Raw genomic sequence first — 25,172 nt, 5'->3', positions numbered from 1 at the left:
ACGTACTGATGGAAACGGTCTACAACGACCTCACGCGACCGCCCCAGGAGATCGTGGACGCGTTCCGCGAGGTCCTCAAGGAGTACAGCCCCAGCTGTCTGGTGACCGACGCCCGCCGCCGCGTCGGTGCGATCGGCGGCTTCTCGACCGTGCGCCACACGCACAAGGTCGTCGGCCCCGCCCTCACCGTGAACCTGTCCATCGACGACCTCGTCGACTGCATGCCGGTCCTCGCCCGCGCCGAGCCCGGCGACATCATCGTCGTGGCCTGTCACGGCACCCCGCTGACCGCCATGTGGGGCGGGCTGATGTCCACCCTCTCCCTCAAGGCGGGGATCGCCGCGGGCATCGTCGACGGCGCCGTGCGGGACGTCGACGAGATCCGCGACCTGGACTTCCCGCTCTGGTACAGGTCCACGGTGCCGCGGCCCTCGCCGACCGCCGTGCACGACCGCACCGAGCCCGTCCAGGTCAACGTGCCCGTCGTGGTGGGCGGTCAGGTCATCAACCCCGGCGACATCCTCGTCGCGGACGAGAACGGCATCGCCGTCGTCCCGCCCGTCCTCGCCCAGGACGTCCTGGAAGGCACCCGGCTCAACATCGGCAAGGAACGCACCATCCGGGAGAAGATCTCCTCCGGAGCGACCGTGCTGGAGCTGCTCGAAGAGTTCGGTCACCTGTGATGAGCGGACCGACCCGGCTGTATCTCACCGGGGCGGACGGCATGCTCGGCACCGCCCTCACGGCCGCACTGGCCGCCGACGACACGGCCGGCGGCTGGCAGGTCCGGGGCGTCTCGCTCAAGGACCACGACATCGCGGACGCGGCGGCGGTCGCCCGCTCGATCGACGCCTTCCGGCCCGATGTCGTCGTCCACACCGCGGCCCATGCCGTCGTCGACGACTGCGAGCGGGACCCGGCGATGGCGCTGCGCGTCAACGTCGCGGGCGTACGCAACGTCGTCGACGCCTGCCGCCGCACCGGCGCCCGGCTGGTCCACATCTCCAGCGACTACGTCTTCGACGGGGCCACCCCGCCCGAGGGCGGCTACCGGGAGACCGATCTGCCCAGCCCGCTGAGCGTGTACGGGCTGACCAAGCTGGCCGGCGAGCGCATCTGCGGCCTGCTGGACGACCGGGCCCTGTCCGTCCGCACCTCGTGGCTGTTCGGCGGGGCGGACGAGCGGGTCGACGTGGTGCTGGCCGCGCTGCGCCGGGGCGTCACCGGAGAACCGGCCGCCCTGGTCGCGGACCAGTACAGCCTGCCCACGTACACCGTGGACCTGGCCCGGGCCCTGGTCTTCCTGCTCACCCGCCCCGAGCCGGTCAGCGGCACGATCCACGTCGCCAACGCGGGGAGGGCGAGCTGGTACGACGTCGGCCTCGCCCTGCGTGAACTCCGTCCCGACCTGCCCGAACCCAAGCCGCTGACCATGGCGGAGTGTGGTTTCGTCGGCGGTCGGCCGCGCGACTCGTCGCTGTCCACCGCCCGGTCGGCGGCCCTGGGCCTGACCCTGCCGCACTGGCAGGACGCGTTGGAACGGTTCTGCGCGCAGCAGTGAGTACGTGTCCCTGCACTGCATGGCCCGTCGCCGGGCCGGATTCTGTCGCAGGGGCGGCACGTCCGGGAGCGCCTCTGCGCGCGACCGAGCAGGAGCATCCACGCCATGGGCGAGTGAGCCGAAGGGGCGCGGCGCTGTCGAAAGGCCGGGGGCACCTCCCAGCGGTTGCCGGGGGAGCGCGGAGACCCCGAGCAACGAGGGGTCGAGCACGATCGACCGTCGTCAGCGCCCTGGGCGCCCCGGAGGAGAACCGAGCCTCAACAGAAAGGGAGTACACGTGCAGCGATCCACCTGGCGCACCTGGTCGGGCACGGTCGGCTGCGCTCCCGCGCAGCTCGTCCGCCCCACCGGCGAGGACGAGATCGTCCAGGCGGTGCGCGCCGCCGCCGGCAGCGGACTGACCGTGCGGGCGGCCGGCACCGGCCATTCGTTCAACCGTCTGGCGACCACACCGGGCGTGCTGCTCGACCTGACCTCGTACACCGGAGTCGTCGCCGTCGACCGCGCGGCCGGTGAGGTCACCGTCCGCGCCGGCACGCGGATCGGCACCCTGTGCGAGACGCTCGACCGGCAGGGACTCGCCCTGGAGAACATCGGCACCCTCGCCGACCAGACGGTGGCGGGTGCCCTGTCCACCGGCAACCACGGCACCGGCCTGGCACATCAGCCGCTGTCCGGGCAGGTCATCCGGGTCCGCCTCGCGACCGCCGACGGCGAGGTGCGCGACATCGGCCCGGGCGACGACCCGGACCTGTGGGCGAGCGTGCGCACCGCGCTGGGCACGCTCGGCGTGCTGACCACCGTCACCCTGCGCTGCGTACCCCAGTTCAACCTGCGGCACCAGCTGCGCTCCGAGCCCCTGGACACGCTGCTGGAGCGCTTCAGCGACTGGGCGGGACAGAGCGAGCACCCGAGCCTCAACTGGCTGCCCTGGACCGACCGGGTCAGCCTCCGCTCCGTCGACCGCACCGACGAACCGCCCACGCCCCGCGCCCCGTTGCGTCGCTACGCCACCACCCTGGACGAGGTGCGCTGCGGGCTGACCGGCCAGGCCGGCCGGGTCGGCGGCGCGTCCACCGTGCCCTGGCTGACCCGCCGGATCGGCGGCCTGTGGCCCGATGCGCCGTACACCGACGCCAGCCACCGGGTCTTCACCTTCCCGCAGCCGGTGAAGTTCCTGGCGATGGAGCACGCACTGCCGCTCGGCCGCACGGCCGAGGCGCTGCGGGCCCTGCGGCCCGTGCTGCGCAGGCTCGGCGCCTACTCACCGTACTCGGTCCTCGTACGGGTCGGCGCGGGCGACGATCTGCCGCTCAGCCCGGCCTACGGACGTGCCACGGGCTATCTCAACCTCACCGTTCCCCGTACCGCCGGCCAGATAGAGATCCTGCGCGCGGCCGAACATGTGCTGCGCGAGTTCGAGGCACGCCCGCACTGGGGCAAGGCGCACACGGCCACCGCCGAAGTGCTCGCTCCGCGCTACCCGCGCTGGAAGGACTTCCAGCGCATCCGAGCCCTGCTCGACCCGGCCGGGGTGTTCTCCAACGAGTACGCGGACAACGTCCTCGGGCCGGTGACGGCCGTGGCACCCGCCGGGGCCGCCCGATGACGGCAACGGCCGCACCGGACGCCCTGCTGTTCGACTTCGACGGGCTGATCTGCGACACCGAACGCTGCGGACACCTCGCCTGGCAGGAGATCTACGCCGAGTGCGGACTCCTGTTCCCGGACCAGCTGTGGCGCTCCATGGTGGGCCGCGCCGACGGCGAGGCACTGGCCGCCGGCCGTCTCGCGGAGCTGATCGGCGGCGCGGACGTGCCCGCCCTGGTGGCGCGGCGAAAGGAGCGCAAGGGGCGGCTGTGCCGCAGCGAGCCGCTGCGGCCCGGCGTGCGTGAACTGCTCGACGCCGCCGAGGGCATGGGAGTGCCGGCCGCCGTCGTCTCCAGCGCACCGCACGCATGGGTGGCACCGCATCTGGACCGGCTCGGCGTGCGCAAACGCTTCGCGTTCCTGGTGACCGGAGACCTCGCGGAGCGCCACAAGCCGTATCCCGACCTGTACGAACTGGCCCTGCGCCGCCTCGGCCGTCCCGGCACCGCCGTGGTCGCCTTCGAGGACTCGGCGATCGGCGTGCGCGCGGCCAAGGCCGCCGGACTGCGCTGCGTCGCCGTGCCCAACGGCGCAGGAAACCCGGGCGAGCTGGCACACGCCGATGTCGTACTGCCCTCCCTGACCCACTACGACCTCCTGGCGGACGGAGTCCGCACCGAAGGGACCCCCGCCCTATGACCACCGCAGCCGCACTCGAGACCCTGGCCAGCCCCGGCACCGCGAACCCCGAGTGGATCTGGCGCTCGGGCGCGCTCGTGCCCTGGGACGAGGCCGCCGTCCACGTCAACGCCGTCGGCCATGCCTCCGTCGCCGCCGTCTTCGAGGGCATCAAGGCCTATCTCGCCGCCGACGGACAGCGCCTGCTGGTCTTCCGGCTCGACGACCATCTGCGCCGGCTCACCGACTCCGCCCGGCTGTGCCGCCTCACCCTGCCTCACACGGCGCAGGAACTCCACCGGGCCGTGGTGGAGCTGCTCACCGCCAACGACTACCGGCAGGACGCCTATCTGCGGCCCTGGGCCTTCCCGGGCGGCATCATCCGGGAGCAGATGGTCCCGGCCGACGCGCTGTGCGAAGTGATCGTCGACTCCTGGCCGTTCCGCAGCGCACTCGACACCGAGCGCGGCTGCCGGGCCGCCGTCAGCTCCTGGCTGCGGGTCGGAGAGTCCTCGATGCCGCCGCGCGCCAAGGCGTTCTCGAACTACCACAACGGCCGGCTCGCCATGATGGAGGCCCGCGAGAACGGCCATGACTGGCCGGTCATGCTGAACGAACGGCACAAGGTCAGCGAGGGCGCGGGCGCCTGCCTCGCGCTCGTGCGCGACGGCGTCGTCGTCACCCCCTCGCTCAGCAGCGGCGTCCTGCCCGGCATCACCCGGGACACCGCGCTCGCCCTGCTGCGCACCCTCGGCGTACCCGTCGAGGAACGCGAGGTGGACCGCAGCGAGCTCTGCCTCGCCGACGAGATCTTCTTCATGGGCACGGCCTGGGAGATCCTTCCCGTCACGACCATCGACGGGCTGCGGGTCGCCGACGGGACCCCCGGCCCGGTGACCCGCCGGCTCTCCGAGGCCTACGGCCGGCTGATGCGCGGCGAGGACGACCGCTTCCCTCAGTGGATCACGGAGGTACCCCTGTCATGAAGGCCGTCCTGGTACGGGAGTTCGGCGCTCCGGACGTCCTGCGCGCCGAAGAGACGGCGGACCCACGCCCGGGCCCCGGGGACGTTCTCGTCGCGGTCGAGGCGGCGGGCGTCAACTTCATCGACGTCTACCGGCGGTCGGGCGTCTATCCCGGGCCACTGCCCTTCGTCCCGGGCGCCGAGGCCGCGGGAGTCGTCGTCGCCGTCGGGCCCGCGACGGACACCGGCCCCGGCCCGCACCGGATCGGCGACCGGGTCGCCTGGGCCAACCAGCCCGGCGGCTACGCCGAACTCGCGGTGATCCCCGCCCACCGGGCCGTCGCCGTGCCGGACACGATGCCCTGCACCACGGCGGCCGCCGTGATCCTGCAGGGGATGACCGCGCACTACCTCACCCACGACACCTACCAGGTGCGGCCGGGTGACACGGTGCTCGTGCACGCCGCCGCGGGAGGCATGGGGCTGCTGCTCACCCAGCTCGTACGGCTGCGGGGCGGCCGGGTCATCGGCACGGTGTCGACCGCCGAGAAGGAGAAGGCCGCCCGCGCGGCGGGAGCGTGGCAGGTCCTGCGGCACGGTCAGGACGACATCGCCGCCACCGTACGGGAGTTGACCGACGGCGAAGGAGTGGCGGCCGTCTACGACGGGGTCGGCGCCCCCACCTTCGACGCGAGCCTGGACTCGCTGCGCCCCCGTGGCACCCTCGCGGTCTTCGGGCAGTCAGGGGGACGGGTACCGCCGGTGGATCTGCAGCGGCTCAACGCCGCCGGGTCGGTGTTCGTCACCCGGCCGAATCTCGACCACCACATCGCGACAGCTGGTGAACTGACCCATCGAGCCGCTGCCGTGTTCGGCCTCGTCGCGGGCGGCCGGCTCGACGTCCACATCGGCGGCAGTTTCCCCCTGGAGCGGGCTGCACAGGCCCACCAGGCCCTGGAGGGCCGTGTGTCCACCGGGAAGCTGCTGCTCACCACCGGCACCACGAACGGAGACACCTCATGAGCGACAATCCCGCCACTTTCAGCATCGGCGGCGACCTGACAGTCAGCCGCCTGGGCTTCGGGGCGATGCGGCTCACCGGCGAGCTCAACTGGGGCCTGCCCGCAGACCCGGAGGGCGCCCTCGAGGTCGCCCGCCGCGCCGTCGAGCTGGGTGTCGACTTCATCGACACCGCCGACGCGTACGGTCCGGGCACCAACGAGAAGCAGCTCGCCGAGGCGCTCCACCCCTACCGGGAAGGCCTGGTCATCGCCACCAAGGCGGGCCAGAGCCGGCCCTCGCCGCAGGAGTGGAAGCCGCTCGGCCGCCCCGAGTACCTGCGCCAGCAGTGTGAACTGAGCCTGCGGCGGCTGCGGGTCGAGTGCATCGACCTCTACCAGCTGCACCGCATCGACCCGCAGGTACCGGCCGCCGACCAGTTCGGCGCGCTCGCCCAGCTGCAGAAGGAGGGCAAGGTCCGCCACCTCGGCCTCTCCGAGGTCACCGTCGGGCAGATCGAAGACGCACAGACCTACTTCGACGTGGTCAGCGTGCAGAACCTGTTCAACCTCACCAACCGTTCGCACGAGGCCGTCCTCGACCACTGCACCCGGGAGAACATCGCCTTCATCCCGTGGCTGCCCATCGCGCGCGGCGAGCACGCCGGTCCCGGCAGTCCCGTCGCCGGTGTCGCCGAGGAGCTCGGCGCCACGCCCGCCCAGGTGGCACTCGCCTGGCTGCTGCGCCGCTCTCCCGTGGTGATCCCGATCCCGGGCACCTCCTCCGTCGCCCATCTGGAGGAGAACGTGCGCGCCAGGGACATCGAGCTCACCGACGACCAGTTCGCGCGTCTGTCCATGCTGGCCTGACCGGAAGGCAGAAGACCACCGCCATGAGCATCCTCGTACTCCACAAGAAGAACCTCAGCCGCCGGCGCCATCTGGCCCGTGCCCAGGAATACGCCCGTGAGCACGGGCAGCGGCTGCTGCTCGTGATGAAGGACCCCGAGTGGGAGGCGGAGTACGTCGACCGGGTCGTCATCGCGGACACCAGCAGCATCGAAGAGACGCTGGCGGCGGTGAAGGCCCTCGCGGCCGAGGAGAGCGAGCCGTTCTCGGCGGTGGTCACCTTCGCCGAGGCTCCCGTGCCCTCGGCCGCCCGCGTCGCGGCGGAGTTCGGCCTGCCGTCGGTGAGCGAGCACACCGCGCGGCTGGCCCGCGACAAGTGGGTGATGCGCGAGGCGTTCGCCGCGGGCGGGGTGCCGCAGCCCCGCTACGGCATCGCGCACTCCCTCGACGAGGCCCGCGAGATCGCCCGGCACACCGGCTTCCCGCTGGTGATGAAGCCGGTCCTGGGCACCGGCAGCATGTTCGTGCGCAGCGTCGACGACGAGGACGAGCTCGCCGAGCACTTCGACTTCTTCCTCAAGGGCGCCTGGGACGGCTTCACCTACGACCCCCTGCACAGCTCCGCGCACGCCGAATACGAAGGCGGGCTGCTGCTGGAGGAGTTCGTGCCCGGCGCCGAGATCTGCGTCGAGTCCCTCGTCCACGACGGCACCACCCGCACGCTCGCCATCCACGACAAGCCGCTGCCCACCGGCCCCACCTTCGAGGAGGTCTACGCCTGCACGCCGACGCGGCTCCCCGAGGCGACCGTGCGCGCGGTCGAGGAGGCCACCGTCGCCGTGCACGCCGCTCTCGGCATCACCACCGGCGCCACCCATGTGGAGTTCCGGTTGCGCGGCGACGCCGAACCGGTGGTGCTGGAGGCCGCGGCCCGGATGGGCGGAGGACCCATATACCGCTCCGTACTGCTCTCCACGGGCGTCGACATGGTCGAGGCGATCCTGGATCTCGCGAGCGGCCGGGCGCCCCGCATCGAACCCAAGGAGCGGGCCACCCCGGTCGGCTTCTGGAACATCTTCCCCGACAGGGCGGGCACCTTCACCGGCACCGTCGGCCTCGACGAGGTCCGGGCCGACCCGCGCGTCGACGAGGTGCAGATCTACAAGACCCCCGGTGACCATCTGCTCGTACCGCCGCAGACCTTCCAGGGCCACGGCCATCTGATCTTCACGGTGGACACCGCGGACGAACTCGACCCGGCCTTCCGGGAGATGACCGCCACTCTTCGACTGGAGACCTCGTGACCAGCACCAGGCGCCGTGTAGCCGTCGTCGGCGGACACTCCCACTCGGTGATGTCCGCGAAGGAGCTCGGCCTCGACGTCGTGCTGGTCCATGTGCCCGGCATGTACGAGGAGATGCTGCACTCCTACTGCGAGCGCATCGTCCACGCCGACCTGTCCGACGCGGACTCCCTGCTGGACGTGCTGCGCCCGCTGCACGCCGAACGCCCCTTCGAGCGGGTCCTCACCACCAGCGAGGCCGGGGCCGTGCCCACCGCCGTCGTCGTCGAGGAGCTCGGCCTGCCGGGCAACAGCGTCGCCGCCGTACGGTCCCTGTACGACAAGGTCCTCACCCGCGAGGCACTGGGGCGGGCGGGCGTCAGCCCGGTCCGGTACCAGGTCGTCGACAGCGCCGACTCCCTCGTCGCCTTCCTGGGCGCCGTCGGCGGGCGGATCGTCGTCAAGCCCGTCGACGGCACGGCCAGCGCCGATGTGCACATCCTCGACGACAAGGAGGCGGCCACGGCCGCCTGGGAGGCGCTGAGTGCCGCCGGCTACCGGCGGGCGCTCGCCGAGGAGTTCCTCGACGGCCCGGTCATCAGTGTCGAGGCGTTCTCCACCGGCGGCCGGCACCTTCCCGTCGCCCTGATGACCTCAGTACTGGACGAGTACCTCGTGGAGATGGAGCACTCCATCCCCGGCGCGTACGGCGCGGAGTGGACGGCGGAGCTGCACGCCCAGACCGTCGCCCTGCTGGACGAGGTCGGGCTGCAGGAAGGCCCCACCCACACCGAGTTCATCCTCACCGAGGACGGCCCGCGCATGCTCGAGTCGCACAGCCGCATGGGCGGCGGCGGCACACCCTCCATACTGCGCCGCGCCTACGGACTGGACTTCTCCCGCCTGTTCCTGTCCGTCCCGCTCGGGATCGAGGAACTGCCCGAGCGGGCACCCGAGGCCACCGGCGCCGGACACATCCGCTTCTTCGCCCCCGAGCCGGGAGTGATCACCGGATTCGACGGCATCGAGCGGCTGAAAGCGGACGGTGTCGAGGTGCGGCAGGGACCCGTCGGTGCCAAGCTGCCCGGAGTGCCGGGGCTGGTGGAGCTCTCCGGCGCCGCCACGGGGGTGATGCTGCAGATGAACGTCGGCGACACCGTGCCCGCGATCCGGGCCGGCTGGGACCGTGCCATGGGGTACGTCATCGCCACCGGCGAGGACACCCCGGCCGCCGCGCGCCGCTGCGCCGAGGTGGACGCCGTCCTGCGGTTCCACACCACTGCGGCCGCGGAAGGGGCGCGGGAGACCCGATGACGACACCGAGGAAGACCGGCGGCACGGACGCGGCGGCGGCCGGTGGCGAGACCACCGTCCCCATCCTTCGCGACCACGACTTCCGGATGCTGTTCGCGGCCGCCGTGGTCAGCAAGGTCGGCACCCACATCGGCTACATCGCCCTGCCCTTGGTGGCCATCGAGGCGCTCGACGCCTCCCCGGGACAGGTCGGTCTGCTGGGCATGCTGTCCACCGTCGCCTTCCTCCTCATCGGGCTGCCGGCCGGCGCCTGGGTGGACCGGATGCGCTACCGCCGGGTCATGATCGTCACCGATCTGGTGCGGACCGCGCTGCTGGCCTCCGTACCCGTCGCGGCCTGGCTGGACATGCTCAGCATCGGACAGCTCTACGCGGTGGTGCTGCTCTCCGGCTGCGCCACCGTGTTCTTCGACGTGGGCGCCCAGAGCTATCTGCCCCATCTCGTCGGCCGCGACCGGCTGATCCAGGCCAATGCCCAGCTCAACGGCTGGGACGCGGCGCTCCAGGTCGGTGGCAGGGGCGGCGGCGGCTTCCTGGTCGGGGCGCTCACAGCGCCGGTCGCGGTGCTCGCCAACGCGTTCGGCTTCCTGTGGTCCGCGTTCTGCCTCACCCGGATCCGCAGGCCCGAGGAGAAGCCCCGGCAGGTGCGGGGGAACCTGGCCGCGGAGGTCGGCGAGGGCGTGCGGTTCGTATTCGGCCATGTCGTGCTGCGGCCGGTCGCGCTGGCCGGGGCCTGCACCAACCTCTCCGTCTTCGCCATCACCACGATGATCCCCGTGCTGTTCCGCGACGAGCTGAAGCTGTCGGTGTGGACCATCGGCCTGTTCCTGTCCGTCGGCGGCGTCGGCGTCTTCCTCGGCGCGTTCGCCGCCCGACGGGTGGGCGAGCGGCTGGGTGCCGGCCGGGCCCCCTGGGTGCTCGGCCTGTCCACCGCACCGTTCGCCCTGGCCGTTCCGCTCGTCGTGGACCGCGGCGCCTGGCTCTATGTGACGGCCGTCTGCTGGCTGCTGGTCACCGTCCGCATGGGCGTGGACAACGTCCTGATGGTCAGCTTCCGTCAGCGCGTCACCCCGGACGAACTGCTCGGCCGGATGAACGCCACCATGCGCTTCCTGTTCACCGGTGCCCTGGCGGTCGGCGCCGCGCTCGCCGCGGTCATCGGTGAGTACGTCTCCGTCCGGGCGGCCCTGTGGACCGGAGCCGTCGGCCTGGCGATCGCCTGGCTGCCGGTGTTCCTCTCCCCGCTGCGCACGATGCGCGAACTGCCCTCCGCCTAGGCCCTGTCCGGGCGGACCGGCCCGTCGCGGCGTTCCCGCCCGCCCGCCCCTCACACCTGCCGAACCGGCCACCGCGCCGGCACCGTACGCGCCTGAATCGGGGGACCCATGTCAGACCATGTCACCGAGGCCTACAACCAGCAGTGCCTCGACGGGAACACCGGGCTGCTCAATGCCATGGCCCGTGCCGAATTCCCGCCGTTGTTCCACGCGTCCTGCGGTCACCGGCTGCTGCCCCGACCGTTCTTCATCGACGAGGGCCCGATGCGCGCCTTCGCCGACGACATACGGTCGGTCTTCGACCTGCTCACCCAGCTGCCGGACCGCCTCTTCGGCGGCGACCTGGGCGCCTACTGCACGGCGCTCGGCATACCCGACCGGCAGGCCGCCCTCATGCGCCGGTTCGCGGGCGGCGAGCCCGTCCCGTACGGCCGTGCCGACATCTACCACGACGGCACCTCCTTCAAGCTGCTGGAGTTCAACGTCGGCAGTGAACTCGGGGGTGCCGACCGGGCCGAGATCCAGCGGGCCCTGCTCGGCGTCCCGGAGTTCCGGTCGTTCGCCGAGGCGCACCGGCTCGGCTATGTGCACACCGGCGAGCGGATCGCCGCCGCCCTGCGCGCCGCCGCCGCGCCGCTGACCGGCGGCGCCGAGCCGGTCGTGGCACTCGTCGAGGGGGACGGGGGCCTTGCCCCGTACCTCCATCTCGTGCGCTCCTTCCAGGAGATGATGCAGCGCCTCGGGATCGATCTGCGGATCGGCGAGGTGGGCGGGATCCGGGAGAAGGACGGCCGGCTGCTGCTCGACGGCACCCCCGTCGATGTGGTGCTGCGGTACTTCTCCGCCGCGCAGACCGTCCGCACACCGGGCGGTGAGGAGGCCGTCGAGCCGATCCTGCGCGCCCACGAGGAGGGCCGGGTGGTGCTGTTCACCACCTTCCAGTCCTCGCTCTTCGCCAACAAGGGCTGCCTCGCGCTGCTCTCCGACGAACGCGGCCGCGGTGCCTTCACCGCGGCGGAGGTGGAGCTGATCGACCGGGTGCTGCCCTGGACCCGGGAGCTGACGCCCGCACTCGTCGAGCACTGCCGTCAGAACCGCGAGCGGCTGATCGTCAAACCCCGTGCGGACTTCGCCGGTTCGGGCATCCACGTCGGCTGGGAGCTGTCCGACCGCGACTGGGCGACGGTTCTCCAGGAGAGCGCCGGCGGCGGCTTCATCGCCCAGGAACGCGTCGTACCGCGGCGCGAGCCGGTGGTCTCGCCCGACACCGGCCGCACCGAGGACTGGATGGCGGCCTGGGACGTGTTCCTGACGCCGGACGGATACGCGGGCTCGCACATCCGCGCCCTGCCGTACGGAGCGGGCGCGGTGGTCGGTATGGGCGCCAACCCCGCCTGCCGGACCACCGGTCCGTTCCTCGTGCCGGCCTGAACGCCCTCTTGCCGGGCTGCACATCACGCCCGGCACCCGCAAGGCGGGGACACGGCCGACGAGTCGACGTGCGCCGCCGTGCATGCCTTCGGCCCAAGGACGCCGGGGGCTGGGTGACGTCGGGTGCGCTCAAGAGCGCAGACGAGAAGTGGGGCAGGCCGGTCACGTCTCCGTCTGGGCCGGCCCGTCCGGGTCGAGCAGACCGGAAGTCGCCAGCAGATATCCGAGTTGGGCCCGGCTGCTGCTCCCGAGCCGCTGGGACACCTTGCGGATGTGCTCGGCCACACTGCGCCTGCTCATCCCCAGCCGGCGGGCGATGGAGTCGTCGGTCTCGCCGGAGACCACGGCCAGCAGGATCGCCCGCTGGACGTCGGAGGTGACGGTGGGCGACGAGCGCATCGACGGGCTGTCGGCGTGCACCGGGATGGAACGCGCCCAGGCGTTGTCGAAGAACTGGGCCAGCAGCCGGACCAGCGCCGGGTGCCTCACCTGGAGCGCGGCGACGCTGCGTTCCTCGGACACCGGGATGAAGGCGACCCTGCGGTCACAGATGATCATCCGCTCGAACACCTCGCTCAGCGTCCGCACTTCGGCGCCCGCGTCGGTGATCTGCTCGATGTAGGACATCGTCGCCTGGTGCGAGCGCACGGTGTGCTGGTAGATGGTCTGCTGGCGCACCCCGCGCCCCAGCAGCCGCAGGTCCCTCTCCAGCGCCTCGCCGAGCGCATGCGGCGGGCGTCCACCGCCCGGCTGCGCGGTCAGCAGCTCCGTCCGGCAGGCGGCCACGGCTGCGGCGAGGGACCTGTTGATGAGTTCCCCGCCGGTGAGCAGGGTGAGCGGAGGCTCTTCCTTCCGGCGGGTCTCGGTGTAGATCTCCGTGAAGGCCGACAGCGCCGCTTTGGCGGCATGCAGCTCCTTCTGCCGCCCGGCGATCGCTTCCTCCAGCGGGCCGAGCACGGCGAAGGCCGCGGCGTCGGGCGGGACCACCATGGCCAGTTCCGGCGAGCCCGGGCAATCGGTGACAAGTCTCAGTCTCCACAGGCAGGCAGGCACCTCTGACCGCGGCAGGGTCTTGGTGGAGAGAGCCGCGCGATAACGGTGGAGCGCGGTGGCGCACGGTCCGTCCGGCCGCGAACTGTCGCAATTGCACGTCATCTTGGTGGATTGCTCGGGGTTCACAACTGTGCAGATTACATTTGTGCATTCTTCGGTTCTGGGGTGTGGCGGTTCCGGCGGCAAACATGAGGTGAGCGGGAAGACCTCGCCGGGCAAGCGTCGAGAAGGGGAATCATGCGTCAGCTGAACCGAGTCACAGCCACGGCGCGGGGCACCTGCGTTCCGGCCGAATCGTGATCGTGACACAGCTCTGGCGCTACCGCCTGCTGATCTCCGGGTACGCGGTTTCCTCGTACGGCACCTTCCTGAACCTGGTGGCGCTGAACCTGTTCGTGTACGAGACCACGGGCAGCGCACTGGCCATGGGAATCTTCATGGCGGTCCGGCTGGCCGCCGGATTCGTGGCCGGACTCGCCGCAGGTTCGCTGCTGGCCAGGGTCGCGGTGAAACCACTGATGTTCTGGACCAATGTCGCCCAGGCCGTGGTCATGCTGTTGCTGGTGCTCGCCCCCGAAAAGCTGGGCACGGCGGTCCTGTTCACCGTCTCCGCCGTGGTGGGCGCCTGCAGCACCCTGTTCATGGTCGCCCTGCGCAGCTCCATTCCGGACCTGGTGGGGACTGAGCGGCGCAGCTGGGCCAACTCGCTGATGGTCGGCGGGCGTTCGCTCGCGATGGTCGCCGGATTCGCCTCGGCCGGCGTCGTGGTGCCGTTGCTCGGATTCACCGCGGCCTTCCTGACGGACGCGGCCAGCTTCCTGCTGTGCGCCGTGACGGTCCTGTGGCTGCCCGCGGCGATGGCCCGGCGCACGCAGCAGGCACCGGCCGCGGCCGCAGCACGACAGACGGCCGACGCCACGGACGCGGCACCCGGCCGCCGGCGGCTGCCGGCCGCGCTGATGTCACTGGCGGCGGCGCCGATGCTGGGACTGATGGTGGGCCTGCGCGGCATCGACGCCCTGGGGTCCTCGTCCCACAACGCGGCGCTGCCGGTGTACTCCAGCGCGCTCGATCCCGGCGACCCGGCCTCGTTCGTCAGCCGGTTCTGGCTGTTCTGGGCCATCGGGAACGTGCTGGCGCAGCAGGTGATCCAGCGGTACGTCACACGCAGCGGGCGCTCGGTCGGCGCGTTCGGCTTCGGCCTGGGCACGGTCGCCATGTCCTCGGCCTTCATCCTCGGCTTCGCCGGATTCCCGATGGCGGCCACGATCGTGATCGCGGTGGCGGCCGGTGCGGCCGACGGACTCACCGAGGTCTCCTACACCTCACACCTGCAGACCCTGCCGGAGGCCCTGCGCGGGCATGCGTTCGGCATCTCGGCGACCGTCGAGAACCTCGGATTCGGAGTCGGTACGCTCCTCGTCGCCGCCGCCCTCACCGTGGCATCGCCGTTCGCCGTCGTCGCCTGGTCGCACGGCCTCGCCATCGCCGTCGCGGTCGTGTACCTGATCAGGCTGGCGGGCCGCCGAAGCACGGAGACGGAACGGGACGGGAAGGAAGCTGATGCCGGACAACCGCATGGCGGTCATCGGGATGGCGCTGAGGTTTCCGGGGGCTGACACACCCGAGGAGTACTGGGCGGACATCCGGGCCGGCGTCTCGCACGTACGGTCGTTCACGGAGGCGGAACTGGCCGCTTCGGGTCTCCCGCCCGAGGTGCACCGCTCCCCGGACTTCGTCGGCGCGTCCGCGAGGCTTCCCGGCATCGACGGCTTCGACGCCGCGTTCTTCGGCATGAGCGGCCGTGAGGCCACGGTGACCGACCCGCAGCAGCGACTCCTCCTCGAGTGCACCCACCATGCACTGGAGGACGCCGGGTACGCGCAACCCGACCCCACGGTCCGGATCGGTGTCCATGCCAGCACCGGCTACCGCCTGTACTCGCTGCACAGCTATCTGACCGCCCAGCTCTCCGGCGAGAGCACGGACGACTGGGTGGCGGCCAAACAGCTGCAAGTGGGGAACTACGCCGACTTCACCGCCGGCCGGGCCGCGTTCACACTCGGTCTGACCGGTCCCGCCGTCAACGTGGCGACCGCCTGCTCCAGTGCGCTGGTCTCCGTGCACCTCGCCTGCCAGGCACTGCGGTACGGGGACGCAGACCTGATGGTGGTCGGGTCCTCCGCGCTCCATCTGCCGCAAGTCACCGGGCACCGCCATGTCAAGGGGTCGACGATCTCGCGGACCGGCGCGGTCCGGGCCTTCGACGCGGCGGCCGACGGCACCGTCGGCGGCAACGGAGTGGCGGCGCTCGTACTCAAACCGCTGGAGCGGGCCCGCGCCGACGGCGACACGGTGCACGCCGTGATCCTCGGCTCGGCGGTCACCCACGACGGCGCAGGCAAAAGCGGGTTCGCGGCGCCGGGCCTCGGCGGACAGCGGGACGCGGTGCTCGGCGCGCTGCGCGCGGCCGGTGTGCCCGCAGACTCGATCGGCTATCTGGAGGCGCACGGCACGGGGACGCCGAAGGGGGACCCCATCGAGTTCGCCGCACTGACGCAGGCCTTCCGTCGCTCCACGGCCCGGACCGGGTTCTGCGCCGTCGGCTCCACCAAACCGGCCATCGGCCATCTCGACAGCTGTGCCGGCCTCGCCGGTCTCATCAAGGCCGTCCTCGTCCTGCGCCACGGCGAGATACCGCCCCTGGTCAATCTGTCCCGGCCCCATCCCGCGCTCAACGTCGACAGCAGTCCCTTCGTCCTCCCGGACCGGCTGCTCCTCTGGCCGGCCGGCGGGACGGGGCCCCGCAGGGCCGGTGTGCACTCCATCGGCATGGGAGGCACCAATGCGCATGTGATCGTGGAGGAGGCGCCGGTCCCCGCACCGCGCCCCGCCGCGCCCGCGCGGACTCTTCCCGCTCTGCTTCCGCTGTCCGCCCAGAGCCCGAAGGCCCTCGCGGAGTACGCCCGTTCGTATCGCGACCATCTGCTCCGCCACCCCGGCACGGCCCCCGCCGATCTGCTGGCCACCACGGCGCTGGGGCGGCGCCGGCTGAGCCACCGGCTCGTCGTCACCGCCGCGCCCGCCGACCTGGCCGCCGCGCTCGGCACCTACCTGGACGAGGCTGCCCGGTGCCGTGCCGACACCGTCCCGCCGGGTGCGCCGTACGCCGTAGGCACGGTGCCGGAAGGCCGTAACGCGGGCCCGCGCACGGCCTTCGTCTTCAGCGGGCAGGGCAGCGGCGTACCCGGTACGGCTGCGGAGCTCGCCGCGCGCTTCCCCGTCGTGGCCGGGACCCTGGAGGAGTGTGCCGAGATCCACCGCGACGAGACCGGCGCCCGGACCTTTCTCGAACGGCTGCGGACGGCCGCGGAACCCGGTCCGTGGGACACGGAGTTCGCGCAGCCCGCGATCTTCGCCTTCCAGGTGGCTCAGGTACGGCTGTGGCGGCACCTCGGTGTGGAGCCGTCGATGGTCGCCGGTCACAGTGTCGGCGAGTACGCGGCCCTGTACGCGGCGGGCGCCCTCACCCTCGAGGACGGACTGCGGCTGCTGTGCAGGCGGGGCCGGCTGATGCAGGAGCACACCGCACCAGGCGGCATGATCGCCGTCTTCGCGTCCGAGGAACGGGTGCGGCGGCTGCTTCGGGACGTACCGGGGCTCGAAGTTGCCGTCGTGAACGGCCCCGATCACCATGTCGTGGCGGGTGCTCCCGAGCCGGTGGCGGCGGCCCGGTCCTGGCTGGCCGACCACGGCGAGACGGCACAACTCCTGCCGGTCGACCGGGCCTTTCACACCGCGCTGCTCGATCCCGTCCTCGGCGACCTGCGGGACGCCGTCGGCAAGGCCGGCCTGCGGCCCACGCACACGGCCTTCGTGAGCGCACTGGACGGTGCGGTCCGGCCCGCCGGCTGGCTGCCCGACCCGGACTACCTCGTCCGGCAGGCCAGGCGGACGGCGGACTTCCACGCGGTGCTGCGCACCCTGGACCCGGCATCGGCGGCCGGCGCCGGGATTCTGCTGGAGATCGGCCCGGACGCGCAGCTGACCGGGCTGGCGCGCCGGGTGCTTCCCGCCTCCGTGGCCGTGCCCACCCAGCGGCCGGCCGCCGTGCTCGACACCTGTTGGGCGGCCGTGGCGCGACTCTGGTGCGCGGGTGCCGACATCGAGTGGGCCGCCCTGCTGGACGGCTGCGGCGGCCGCCGGATCCCGCTGCCCACCTATCCGTTCCAGCACCAGTCGTACTGGACCGGTCCACGACCCGACGTGTTCAACCGCACCACGGAGGACGGCATGACCGAACAGGCCGGCATGACCGAACAGGCCGGCATGACCGAGCAGGCCGGCGTGCCCGAGCAGGCCCGTGTGCCCGAACAGTCAGTCCTGCACGAACAGGAACTGCTGGAGCGGGTGCTCGAACTGACTGCAGATCAACTCGGCTGGGCACCGGACGAGATCGGGGCCGAGCAGTCGTTCGTCGCCCTCGGTGCGGACTCCCTCCAGCTGATCGGTCTGCTGCGCCGGCTGGAGCGGGAGTTCGGGGTGGAGCTCGCCCTGCGGGAAGTGCTGGAGGAGGCGGCCACGCCTGTGCTGACAGCACGCCTGATCGGCTCACGGAAGGCGGCTGCCCCTGCGCCCGAGCCGCCGGTGCACTGTACGGCGGCCGGGTCCTCGGGCAGGGCCGACGAACCGGCGGCCGTCTCCGGTTCCGGGGGCTGGGCCACCCGGGCCGAGGTCGAGGAACTCGCCGGTCAGATACGCCGGTTGGCCGAGGTGCAGACGCAGATGCTGGCCCAGCTCTCCGAAGCGGTCGCTCTGCTGACCGACGGCCGCGGGCCGGCCGGCCGATGAGCGCGTCCGACATCGCCGCCGAGGCGACGGCCAGGGCGGCCGAGGCGTCCGCACGGCTGACCGAGCAGCTGGCCGAGGCCAGGATGCTCCGCGCCGCCGCACCCGCGTCCGGAGCCGCCGAGGTGCACGGTCCACAGGTCACCCTTCCCGCGGAGTCCGGCATGGCAGGCGACGGCGCCGACGCCGCGCAGCGCGCCCACACCGAGGATCTGATCCGCCGCTACACCGCACGCACCCGTACCTCCAAGGCGCTGGTCCAACGGCACCGCCCGGTGCTCGCCGACAGCCGTGCCGTGGTGGGCTTCCGCCGCGGAACCAAGGAAATGCTGTATCCGCTCGCCGCCCGCTCCGCGCGCGGAGCCCGGCTCACCGACGTGGACGGCAACGACTACACCGACATCACCATGGGATTCGGCGCCCTGCTCTTCGGCCATGAACCCGAGTTCGTGACGGAGGCGGTCCGCCGCCACCTCGCCGGCGGCCTGCGCCTCGGCCCGCGCTCCACCGAGACCGGCGAGGCGGCGGAGCTGCTGGCCGGCCTGACCGGCCTGGAACGCGTCGCCTTCGCGGGCTCCGGAACCGAGGCGAACTCCGCGGCGGTCCGGCTGGCCCGCGCCGCCACCGGCCGCGACCGCATCGTCATGTTCCGCGGCTCCTACCACGGCCATGCCGACTCCGTGCTGGGCCGCCCGGGACCGGACGGCGCAACGGCGATCCCGGTCTCCCGTGGCATTCCCGACAGCGCCGTCGCCGAGCTGATCGTCCTCGAGTACGGCAGCCAGGAGAGCCTGGAGACCATCGACGCACTCGCCGACCGTGTCGCCGCGGTGCTCGTCGAACCGGTCCAGTGCCGCAACCCGGGTCTGCAACCGGTCGCGTTCCTGCGGGCGCTGCGTGACCTCACCACCCGGCGCGGCATCGTGCTCCTCTTCGACGAGATGCTCACCGGACTGCGCCCGCACCCGCGGGGCGCCCAGCACCACTACGGAGTGGTGCCCGATCTCGCCACCTACGGCAAGGCATTGGGCAGCGGCTTCCCGATCGGCGCCATCGCCGGGCGGGCGGACATCCTCGACGGGATCGACGGCGGCAGCTGGCAGTACGGCGACGACAGCCGGCCGCTGCACGAGACCACGTTCTTCGGCGGTACGTACATCCAGCACCCTGTGTCGATGGCCGCGGCCAGAGCGGTGCTGACCCATCTCACGGAGCACGGTCCGGGCCTCCAGGAGCGGCTGAACGCACGCACCGGCGCGCTCGCGGACGAGCTGAACCGCTTCTTCCTGGACGAGGAATTCCCGCTGGAAGTCGCCCACTTCGGCTCGATGTTCCGCTTCACCCACCGCGCGGACATGGAACTGCTCTACTACCACCTGCTGCTGCGGGGCATCTATGTGTGGGAGTGGCGCAGCTTCTACCTCTCCACCGCGCACACCGACTCCGACATCGAGCGGATCGGCGATGCCGTCAAGGACTCACTGCGCGAGCTGCGCGGCGCCGGCTTCTTCCCCGCCACGCGCAGGAGCAGGCAGGCGGCCGGACCCGGGCGGCGCGAGCGCGGCGCCCCCGACTTCGGTGTCTACTTCTTCGGCGACTACCCCGAAACGGCGCAGGGCGGCGCGGCGGGGGAGCGTCCGGAGGACGACAAGTACGGCCCACTCGTCGAAACCGCGCGCTTCGCCGACTCCCGGGGCTTCAGCACGCTCTGGCTGCCCGAACGCCACTTCCACACCTTCGGCGGCCTGTTCCCCAACCCTGCCGTCCTGGCCTCCGCGCTCGCCCGGGAGACCAGCCGCATCCGGCTGAACGCCGGCTCCGTGGTCCTCCCGCTGCACGATCCGGTCCGGGTCGCCGAGGAGTGGTCGATGGCGGACAACCTCTCCGGCGGCCGGGTCGGGCTGGGCTGCGCCACGGGCTGGCACGAGGGCGACTTCGTGTTCCACCCGGACCGCTTCGAGCGCCGCAAGGAGATCGCCTTCGACCACCTGGACGAGGTGCGGCGGCTGTGGCGCGGCGACTCGGTACGCCGGCGCACCGGGGAAGGCCGGGAGAGCGACGTACGCATCCAGCCCCGGCCGGTGCAGGGCATGCCACCGATGTTCCTCGCCACTTCCGGGCAGCGCGCCTCGTACACCGAGGCCGCCAGGCGCGATCTCGGCATCGTCACCAACCTGATGAACCAGAGCGTGGACGAACTCGCCGAGAACGTCCACCACTACCGCCGGGTGCGGGCCGAGCACGGACTCGACCCCGAGGCCGGCCGGGTCACGGTGCTGCTCCACACCTACCTCGCCGAGGAGCATGAGGCGGCGCGCGCCGACGCGCTGGAGCCGATGAGCCGCTATCTGCGGTCCTCGCTCCAGATGCGTTCCGCCGCCACGGCCTTCGGCAGCAGCCCGCAGGACGTGGCGACGGCGAGCGAGGACGACCTGGACTATCTGTTCCGGCGGGCGTACGACCGCTACTGCGACCAGCGGGCACTGATCGGCACCCCCGACAGCTGCGCCGGGCTGGTCGACGCACTGCACGCGGCAGGCGTCGACGAGATCGCGGCCCTGGTCGACTTCGGCATGTCGCCGCAGCAACTGCGGGCCGGCCTGGAACAACTGGACATCCTGCGCCGCCGCTACCACGGGCCCACAGCACACCCGCCCACCGGCACCGCGTCCGACCCCGCCCGTCCGGGGCAGGCGGACGGCTTCCGTGGGGCAGGAGCCGGCGGGACTGTGACGACGCCCGGTGCGGATGGCGTCCCGCTCACCGCCGCGCCCCCGGCTGTGCCGGGCCTGCCCGATACGGGGGGTGCCGCCGGTCCCGAGCGCACGGTGCCCGCCACGGCTGCGCAGCGGCGGCTCTGGCTGGCCGCGCGGCTCATCGGGAACCCGGCCGCGTACAACGAGATCCAGTCCGTCCGGCTGCGCGGTCCGCTCGACGTCCCCGCCCTGCGGGCCGCCGTCGACGGGCTCGTAGCCCGGCATCCCGTGCTCCACACGGTGTTCCGCACCGGGGACGGCGCCGAACCGCTGCTCCAGGTCGTACGACCAGCTCTGCGCAGCCCGCTGCGCGTCACCGACGCACGGGGGCGGGACGCCGAGGACGTCCTCGCCGAGGCACAGCGCGAAGAGACCGAGCGGCCCTACGACCTCGCCGAGGGGCCGCTGTTCACGCCCCGGCTGATCCGGCTCGCCGACGACGACCAGGTGCTGCTCCTCGGCATGCACCACATCGTGACCGACGCGCACTCCGCCGGGATCGTCGCCGACGATCTGCAGGAGCTCTACCGGGCCGCGGCCGAACAACGCGAGCCCGTGTTCACTCGCTCGGCAAGTGAGCCGGGCGGGGATCCCGGACCGGGCGGGACCGGCAGTGATCTCGCCTGGTGGCGTGAGCACATCGGTGACAAGCCGCCGGTGCTGTCCCTGCCCACCGACCGGCCACGCCGGCGTACGGTCGCGGGCCGGGGCGGTGCGGTCGCCGTGCGGCTCGGACGGGAGCGCACCACGCGGCTGCAGGAGTGGAGCGGCCGCCAGGGCGTCACCCTTTTCGCGACCCTGCTCACCGCATGGCAGATCGTGCTGCGCAAACGGTCGGGGCAGGACGAGTTCATCGTCGGCACCACCTTCGGCCGCCGCACCGAACGCACCCGCGACTGCGTGGGCTTCCAGGTCGCCCTGCTGCCGCTGCGCACCTCGCTGGCGGACTCCACCCCGCTGGCCGAGGCGGTACGGGCCACCAGGAACACCCTGCTCGACGCCGCCGAGCGCCAGTACGTCGACCTCGACGCCCTGCTGACCGGCATCCACCCGGACCCGGGCAACCCGCGCCCCCTGATCACCGTGTCGGCGGACCTCGACACCGAGCCCCTGACCCGGCTCGACCTGCCGGGGCTCGCGGCCGGACCGGTCGGCATCGGCACCGCGTCGGCCCCGCTGGAACTGGCGCTCATGGCCACCCGGACCGCCGACGGACTCGCCCTGCGCGTGCGGTACGACGCGGATCTCTTCGACGCCGGAACCGTACGCGGCCTGCTCGATCAGCTGGAGCAGGTGCTGGCCGCCCTGGGCGGCGCAGCCACCGGGCGGGTCGGCGAACTCCTGGGCGGGCCTGCCGGCGCCGGCAGGCCGCCGGTGGCCCAGGCCCTGCGGGAGGCCTGGGAGTCCGTGCTCGGCGTCGCGGGCTTCCCCGAGGACGCCAACTTCTTCGATCTCGGCGGCAATTCGATCAGCGCCATCCGCCTCGTCAACCGCGTGCGCGACACGCTGGACGCCGACTTCCCGCTCGCGGACTTCTTCGCCGACGCGACGCTGCGCGCCATGGTCGTCCGGCTGGCCGCCGACGGGCCCGCCCCGAGCCCGAGGGTGCAGGGGGAGCTGTGACGGGGACCAGCGACATCGACGCGCTCCTGACCAGGCTGGCCGCCTGCGACGTGCAGCTGAGCGCCGCTCCGGGCGGCATCCTGCGCTATGACGCGCCCCGGGCCGCGCTCACCGAAGCACTGCTCGATGAACTACGCCTGCACAAAGACGAGTTGCTCCTCAGGCTCGGCGGCGACGACGGAAGTGACAGCGGCCCCGGCAGCGACGGACCGTATCGGGTGACCGACCGCACCCTGGTCAGCGATCAGCAGGCCAGGCTCATCGCCGGCCATCACTCCGTACCCCACCCCGAGGTGTGGAACATCCCGACCAGGGTCTGCTTCACCGGCACCCTGGACGTGGACGCGCTCCGGGCGGCGCTCGGCGACCTGATCGGGAGGCACCACGCCCTGCACACCCGCTTCGCGCAGGACGCCGACGGCGCATGGTGGCAGGAAGTGGTCGCCCCGCCCCCGCTCCGGCTGCCCCTCGACGACCTCACCGCACTGACCGCACCCGAACGCGGCCCGCGGGCCGACGCGTTGTGCCGTCAGGCGGCCCGGCACCGTTTCGAGCTGTCCGAGCCGGTCCTGCCGCACCTGCGGCTGATCCAGGTCGAACAGGACCAATGGATCCTGATGTTCGTCCTGCACCACATCTGTGCCGACGGCTGGTCCCTGTCGGTGATCCTCGCGGAGCTCGCCGCCCTCTACACCGCGGCGGCCGCCGGCACCCCCCGTCCGCCGGCCGCTCCCACCGCCCAGGCGACGGACTTCGCCCGTGACGCCCGGGCCCGGCACGACCCGGCGACCGAGACCCGCCGTGCCGCGTACTTCGCCACCTATCTGGACGGCGTGCCGCCGCGCACCGACATCCCCACCGACCGTCCCCGCCCCGGCAGGCTCAGCGGCCGCGGCGGCACGATCCGGGGCTCCCTGTCCGGCGAACAACGGGCCGCGGTGGAGAAGTTCGCCGCCGGGCTGCATACGACACCGTTCGCCGTCGCCGCCTCCGCCCTCGGTGTCTTCCTGACGCGGCTGTCCGGGGAGGGCGACCACCTGATCGGCGTGCCCTACGCCAATCGCGAGGGCGCCGCCTTCGAGACGCTCGTCGCGATGACGTCCACGACCATCATGGTGCGGGTGCGGGTGGACCCGGACGAGACCTGCGCCGCCCTGGCCGTCCGCACCGGGGCCGGAGCACTGGAGGCCATGGCCCATGTGCTGCCGACCGCACGCATCATGCAGGCGATGCGCGACGCCGGGGCACGCGACGTGCCCGACCGGGTGCCCCACGTCCTCGCCTTCCAGAACTCGGTCGACACCGACATCGAGATACCCGGTCTCCGCGTGGACGTCGAGGACCTCGCACCGCCGCTGGCCCGCGCCGAACTGTGCTTCGGGCTGGCGCCGCGCCGCGAGCGCGCACTGGGGTACCGGACCTTCCTCGAGTACTCGGCCGACTTGTGGGACCAGGAGACGGCAGAGCGGCTCCTCGCCTCCTACACCGCCCTGCTGGGCGAGTTCTGTTCCCGCCCCGACGCCCGGGTCGGTTCCCTGTTGCAGTCCTCTGGAAAGGCGGACACCCCATGATCCCGAGCCCTCACCGGACGCACGGCGACGACCTCATCTCGTTCATCCGGGCCAGCACCTCGCCGTACCACGCCGTGGCCGAGGCGGCGCGGCGACTGGAGAAGGCCGGATTCCGGGCGCTGAGCGAAACCGACGCATGGGCCGATGCGACGGGCGGGTGTTACGTCGCCCGCGGCGGAACCCTGATCGCCTGGTACGTCCCACCGGGCGCGGCGGCCCACACGCCGTTCCGGATCGTCGGCGCCCACACCGACTCCCCGAACCTGCGGGTCAAGCCCGCGCCCGACACCAGCTCCGTCGGATGGCGGCAGATCGGCGTGGAGATCTACGGGGGCGTGCCGCTCAACAGCTGGCTCGACCGCGACCTCGGGATCTCGGGCCGTCTCGCCCTGCGTGACGGGACCAGCCGTCTGGTCTGTGTCGACGAGCCGCTGTTGCGCGTGCCGCAGCTGGCCATCCACCTCGATCGGACGCTCAACGAGGGGCTCTCGCTGGACCGGCAGCGGCACACGTCTCCCATCTGGGGGCTGGGCGGCACCGAGCAGGGCGCCCTGCTGAGCCGGGTGGCCGACGAGGCCGACGTGGACTTCTACGAGGTGCTCGGCTGGGACCTGATGCTGCACGACGTACAGCCGCCCGGTTATCTCGGGGCCCGCCAGGAGTTCCTGGTCTCCGCCCGCCTGGACAACCTCGTCTCGGTCCACGCCGGCGTGACCGCGCTGGCCAGTGCCGTGGACCGCGATCCCGCTCCCATTCCGGTCCTTGCCGCCTTCGACCACGAGGAGGTCGGCAGCGGGTCGGAGACCGGCGCCCAGAGCGCGCTGCTGGAGCGGGTCCTGCAGCGCTCGGTGGCCTCCCGCGGCGGCACGCAGGAGGAGTGGCACCGGGCCGTGGCGGGTTCCTTCGTGGTCTCCTCCGACATGACGCACGCGGTCCACCCGAACTATCCGGAGCGTCACGACCCGGACCACCGGCCGCTGCCCAACGGAGGACCCGTGGTCAAGGTCAATGTCAACCAGCGCTACGCCACCGACGGCCGGGGCCTTGCCGTGTTCGCCGCCGCGTGCGAACAGGCAGGCACCCCCTGGCAGTCGTTCGTCTCCAACAACGCGATGCCCTGCGGCACGTCCATCGGTCCCCTGATGGCCACGCGAATGGGCATTCCGACCGTCGACGTGGGCGTACCGGGGCTGTCGATGCACTCCACACGAGAGCTGTGCGGCACGGAGGACCCCTGGCTGCTGGCCCGCACACTTGTCGAGTTCGTCACCGCCGACCCGGTGGTCTGATGTCATGAGTCAGGGCCGGGCCGGCGTGCCGGCACGGCCCGTCCGGGGCGCCGCGGCAACCGGCCCCGGCCCCCGGGACCTTTCGAGC

At 72.2% G+C, this 25,172-nt stretch carries 17 protein-coding genes; 16 read left to right on the top strand and 1 reads right to left on the bottom strand.

Going from position 1 to position 25,172, the window contains the following annotated elements:
- The first annotated feature begins 8 nt into the window (after positions 1–8).
- From ABZ208_RS12940 to ABZ208_RS12890, 11 genes are all read left to right on the top strand, one after another.
- Entirely contained in the window at positions 9–683 is a 675-nt protein-coding gene (locus ABZ208_RS12940) for an RraA family protein (RefSeq protein ID WP_356909523.1), read from the top strand.
- Positions 683–1,561, top strand: a complete 879-nt coding sequence (rfbD, locus tag ABZ208_RS12935) for a dTDP-4-dehydrorhamnose reductase (protein WP_356909522.1) — start codon at positions 683–685, stop codon at positions 1,559–1,561. The genes ABZ208_RS12940 and rfbD overlap by 1 nt, the downstream gene beginning before the upstream one ends.
- A 277-nt stretch (positions 1,562–1,838) precedes the next feature.
- On the top strand, positions 1,839–3,170 hold the full coding sequence (locus ABZ208_RS12930; protein WP_356909521.1) for a D-arabinono-1,4-lactone oxidase: 1,332 nt from the start codon (positions 1,839–1,841) through the stop codon (positions 3,168–3,170).
- A complete protein-coding gene (locus ABZ208_RS12925) occupies positions 3,167–3,850 on the top strand; it encodes an HAD-IA family hydrolase (protein ID WP_356909520.1) in 684 nt (227 codons plus the stop codon). Before ABZ208_RS12930 ends, ABZ208_RS12925 begins: the two co-directional genes overlap by 4 nt.
- Positions 3,847–4,815: a branched-chain-amino-acid transaminase gene (ilvE, locus tag ABZ208_RS12920; RefSeq protein WP_356909519.1), complete on the top strand. Its 969-nt coding sequence runs from the start codon at positions 3,847–3,849 to the stop codon at positions 4,813–4,815. Before ABZ208_RS12925 ends, ilvE begins: the two co-directional genes overlap by 4 nt.
- Positions 4,812–5,816, top strand: coding sequence for a quinone oxidoreductase (locus ABZ208_RS12915; RefSeq protein WP_356909518.1), 1,005 nt, complete (start codon positions 4,812–4,814; stop codon positions 5,814–5,816). The genes ilvE and ABZ208_RS12915 overlap by 4 nt, the downstream gene beginning before the upstream one ends.
- On the top strand, positions 5,813–6,661 hold the full coding sequence (locus ABZ208_RS12910; protein ID WP_356909517.1) for an aldo/keto reductase: 849 nt from the start codon (positions 5,813–5,815) through the stop codon (positions 6,659–6,661). The genes ABZ208_RS12915 and ABZ208_RS12910 overlap by 4 nt, the downstream gene beginning before the upstream one ends.
- A 23-nt stretch (positions 6,662–6,684) precedes the next feature.
- Positions 6,685–7,944, top strand: a complete 1,260-nt coding sequence (locus tag ABZ208_RS12905; RefSeq protein ID WP_356909516.1) for an ATP-grasp domain-containing protein — start codon at positions 6,685–6,687, stop codon at positions 7,942–7,944.
- Complete coding sequence (locus tag ABZ208_RS12900; protein ID WP_356909515.1) at positions 7,941–9,236, top strand: ATP-grasp domain-containing protein; 1,296 nt, start codon at positions 7,941–7,943, stop codon at positions 9,234–9,236. Before ABZ208_RS12905 ends, ABZ208_RS12900 begins: the two co-directional genes overlap by 4 nt.
- On the top strand, positions 9,233–10,513 hold the full coding sequence (locus ABZ208_RS12895; RefSeq protein WP_356909514.1) for an MFS transporter: 1,281 nt from the start codon (positions 9,233–9,235) through the stop codon (positions 10,511–10,513). The genes ABZ208_RS12900 and ABZ208_RS12895 overlap by 4 nt, the downstream gene beginning before the upstream one ends.
- A gap of 108 nt (positions 10,514–10,621) precedes the next feature.
- A complete protein-coding gene (locus tag ABZ208_RS12890) occupies positions 10,622–11,944 on the top strand; it encodes a hypothetical protein (protein ID WP_356909513.1) in 1,323 nt (440 codons plus the stop codon).
- A 162-nt stretch (positions 11,945–12,106) separates the two neighbouring features.
- On the opposite strand, the gene ABZ208_RS12885 is transcribed toward ABZ208_RS12890, so the two are convergent.
- Complete coding sequence (locus ABZ208_RS12885; RefSeq protein ID WP_356909512.1) at positions 12,107–12,934, bottom strand: LuxR C-terminal-related transcriptional regulator; 828 nt, start codon at positions 12,932–12,934, stop codon at positions 12,107–12,109.
- 365 nt (positions 12,935–13,299) lie between these two features.
- Between ABZ208_RS12885 and ABZ208_RS12880 the strand changes: the two genes are divergently transcribed.
- Genes ABZ208_RS12880 through ABZ208_RS12860 form a run of 5 tightly spaced genes read left to right on the top strand, consistent with a single transcriptional unit; the run spans position 13,300 to position 25,084 of the window.
- Positions 13,300–14,616 carry an MFS transporter gene (locus ABZ208_RS12880; protein WP_356909511.1) on the top strand — a complete coding sequence of 439 codons (1,317 nt, stop codon included), beginning with the start codon at positions 13,300–13,302 and terminating at the stop codon, positions 14,614–14,616.
- A complete protein-coding gene (locus ABZ208_RS12875; protein ID WP_356909510.1) occupies positions 14,561–17,848 on the top strand; it encodes a beta-ketoacyl synthase N-terminal-like domain-containing protein in 3,288 nt (1,095 codons plus the stop codon). The genes ABZ208_RS12880 and ABZ208_RS12875 overlap by 56 nt, the downstream gene beginning before the upstream one ends.
- Positions 17,845–22,224 (top strand): MupA/Atu3671 family FMN-dependent luciferase-like monooxygenase, encoded by a 4,380-nt coding sequence (locus ABZ208_RS12870; protein WP_356909509.1) that lies wholly within the window; start codon positions 17,845–17,847, stop codon positions 22,222–22,224. The genes ABZ208_RS12875 and ABZ208_RS12870 overlap by 4 nt, the downstream gene beginning before the upstream one ends.
- Complete coding sequence (locus ABZ208_RS12865) at positions 22,221–23,795, top strand: condensation domain-containing protein (protein WP_356909508.1); 1,575 nt, start codon at positions 22,221–22,223, stop codon at positions 23,793–23,795. The genes ABZ208_RS12870 and ABZ208_RS12865 overlap by 4 nt, the downstream gene beginning before the upstream one ends.
- Positions 23,792–25,084: a M18 family aminopeptidase gene (locus ABZ208_RS12860; protein WP_356909507.1), complete on the top strand. Its 1,293-nt coding sequence runs from the start codon at positions 23,792–23,794 to the stop codon at positions 25,082–25,084. Before ABZ208_RS12865 ends, ABZ208_RS12860 begins: the two co-directional genes overlap by 4 nt.
- Positions 25,085–25,172: the final 88 nt, after the last annotated feature.

It is taken from the genome of Streptomyces sp. NPDC006208, from assembly GCF_040613775.1.
Taxonomy (GTDB): Bacteria; Actinomycetota; Actinomycetes; order Streptomycetales; family Streptomycetaceae; genus Streptomyces.
The sequence above is the reverse complement of the archived record's forward strand: the minus strand, read 5'-3'. Positions and strand labels throughout refer to the sequence as shown.

Coding starts and splice junctions, on each gene's coding strand:
- ABZ208_RS12940 (WP_356909523.1), top strand. CDS start 9: ATGGAAACGGTCTACAACGACCTCACGCGACCGCCCCAGGAGATCGTG.
- rfbD (WP_356909522.1), top strand. CDS start 683: ATGAGCGGACCGACCCGGCTGTATCTCACCGGGGCGGACGGCATGCTC.
- ABZ208_RS12925 (WP_356909520.1), top strand. CDS start 3,167: ATGACGGCAACGGCCGCACCGGACGCCCTGCTGTTCGACTTCGACGGG.
- ilvE (WP_356909519.1), top strand. CDS start 3,847: ATGACCACCGCAGCCGCACTCGAGACCCTGGCCAGCCCCGGCACCGCG.
- ABZ208_RS12915 (WP_356909518.1), top strand. CDS start 4,812: ATGAAGGCCGTCCTGGTACGGGAGTTCGGCGCTCCGGACGTCCTGCGC.
- ABZ208_RS12910 (WP_356909517.1), top strand. CDS start 5,813: ATGAGCGACAATCCCGCCACTTTCAGCATCGGCGGCGACCTGACAGTC.
- ABZ208_RS12905 (WP_356909516.1), top strand. CDS start 6,685: ATGAGCATCCTCGTACTCCACAAGAAGAACCTCAGCCGCCGGCGCCAT.
- ABZ208_RS12895 (WP_356909514.1), top strand. CDS start 9,233: ATGACGACACCGAGGAAGACCGGCGGCACGGACGCGGCGGCGGCCGGT.
- ABZ208_RS12890 (WP_356909513.1), top strand. CDS start 10,622: ATGTCAGACCATGTCACCGAGGCCTACAACCAGCAGTGCCTCGACGGG.
- ABZ208_RS12885 (WP_356909512.1), bottom strand. CDS start 12,934: ATGGTGGTCCCGCCCGACGCCGCGGCCTTCGCCGTGCTCGGCCCGCTG.
- ABZ208_RS12875 (WP_356909510.1), top strand. CDS start 14,561: ATGCCGGACAACCGCATGGCGGTCATCGGGATGGCGCTGAGGTTTCCG.
- ABZ208_RS12870 (WP_356909509.1), top strand. CDS start 17,845: ATGAGCGCGTCCGACATCGCCGCCGAGGCGACGGCCAGGGCGGCCGAG.
- ABZ208_RS12860 (WP_356909507.1), top strand. CDS start 23,792: ATGATCCCGAGCCCTCACCGGACGCACGGCGACGACCTCATCTCGTTC.